Origin of the sequence: Nocardioides sp., from assembly GCF_031422975.1 — a bacterium.
Lineage (GTDB): Bacteria > Actinomycetota > Actinomycetes > Propionibacteriales > Nocardioidaceae > Nocardioides.
On sequence record NZ_JANPEO010000332.1, the window covers coordinates 1 to 1,710 of the forward strand.

Sequence of the window (1,710 nt, forward strand, 5' to 3'; positions counted from 1 at the left end):
CCGTATCCCCGCCGGCACGCCGGTGAACCTGTTCGCAAGCCTCGACGCGAACCGCTCCGACGTCAAACGCGGGCGATGTTTGGACGTCGCCCGCGACCGGGGTGGACAGGCCCGGCAACGCGCTGGCCGGACCCCTCGGCCTGGTGGCGTTCAACGCCCGAGCCGACGAGCTGGCTGCGGCGTACGGCGAGAAGTTCCGCCCCTCGGACTACCTCCGTGGCCTCGCTGAGCGCGGGGAGTCGTTCCCCGCCTGAGGTTCGTGCCTCGTCTCATGTAACACGCTGTCCGGTGCTCTTCCACGTCGTTGCAACGTCGCGGTAGTGCATCGGACAGCGTGTTACATGAGCAGCCCTGTCCCGGAGTCGCCGAATCCGCCACGGCGCGAACGAGGCTCAGGGAGGATGGTCCGGTGACCCCCGTGATCGACGTCCGCGACCTCCACGTGCGCTTCGGTGAGGTGGAGGCCGTCGCCGGCATCGACCTGGCCGCCGACTCCGGCCGCGCGACGGCGCTGCTCGGGCGCAACGGCGCGGGCAAGTCGACGACGATGAAGGTGCTGGCGGGCGTCGTACCCCCCACGTCCGGGATCGTGCTGGTCGCCGGCCACGACGTCGCCACGGACCCGCTCGCGGTCAAGCGGGTCGTGGGCTACTGCCCCGACGTCGGCGGACTGGTGCCGCGGGCCACGCCGTGGGAGCACCTCCAGCTGACGGCCCGACTGCGCCGGATGTCCGAGTGGGAGGCCCGCGGTCGCGACCTGCTGGAGCGCTTCGAGCTGGGCGATGTCGCCCACCGGGTGGTCGGTGGCTTCAGCCACGGCATGGGTCGTCGCCTCAGCGTCGTCCTTGCGGTGCTGCACGAGCCCAGCGTCCTGCTGCTCGACGAACCCTTCGACGGCGTCGACCCGATCGGGGTCGAGGCCACCCTCGAGGTGATCGCCGACGCGCGTGCCAGCGGTGCCTGCATCCTGCTGTCCACCCACCTGCGCGACCTGGCCCTGGCCGCGTGCGGCTCCGCGATCGTGCTCCGCGGCGGCTCCAGCGTCGCCGAGATGGACGCCGCCGAGCTCACCACCGAGGCCTACCGTGCGCTCCTGGACTGACCCCTGGCTCAGCGCCTGGATGGGGTCTGCCGCCGATCTCGGTCACCTGCTTCGCTTCCGGTCCCAGACCGTACGCCGCCCGCGAGTCGCCGCAGTGGCCGTGATCGCCGTCGTCGTGGTGACGCTGGTGACGGCCGTGGCGCCGGCCTGGGTGACCGGCATCCCGCCCGACCGACTGCGCCAGATCGAGGACCTGCTCCCGGCCGCGCTGGCCGGCTTCCTCCTGCTCGCCGTCGGCTCCTCGATGGGCGGTGGCGGTGGTCGCGAGCTGCTGCCCCGCGATCAGGCCGCGATCCATCCGATCGGGCCGATCACCGAGCACCTGGGCGCGCTCGTGCTCGCCCCGCTCAATGTCGCGTGGCTGCTGCAGGCCTGGACGTTGCTCGCCGTGACTGCCGTCACCGTCGGCCGCGACGGGCTGTTCGGCGCCCAGATCGTGGTCCTGCTCTGGTTGTTGATCGCCACGGCGACGGCCCAGGTGGTCGGCTGGTCGGTCGAGGGAGTTCGCCGCACCCGTCATGGGGTGATCCTGGTCCGCACCGTCGCCGTCGTGCTGGCGCTGTCGCTTCTCGTCGGGCAGCTGGCCGGCGCGCTGGGCGACGTGGCCG

3 protein-coding genes are annotated in these 1,710 nt (G+C 72.2%); all 3 read left to right on the top strand.

The window, feature by feature from the left end; translation table 11 throughout:
* Nucleotides 1-101: 101 nt before the first annotated feature.
* The gene (locus RMO85_RS10110) at nt 102-254 is read left to right on the top strand and encodes a hypothetical protein (RefSeq protein WP_310528599.1); all 153 of its coding nucleotides are present in this window, start codon (nt 102-104) and stop codon (nt 252-254) included.
* 155 nt (nt 255-409) lie between these two features.
* Complete coding sequence (locus RMO85_RS10115) at nt 410-1,102, top strand: ABC transporter ATP-binding protein (protein ID WP_310528600.1); 693 nt, start codon at nt 410-412, stop codon at nt 1,100-1,102.
* Nucleotides 1,086-1,710 (top strand): hypothetical protein (locus RMO85_RS10120; RefSeq protein WP_310528601.1); only part of this gene is annotated, 625 nt, incomplete at its 3' end. The genes RMO85_RS10115 and RMO85_RS10120, both read left to right, overlap by 17 nt.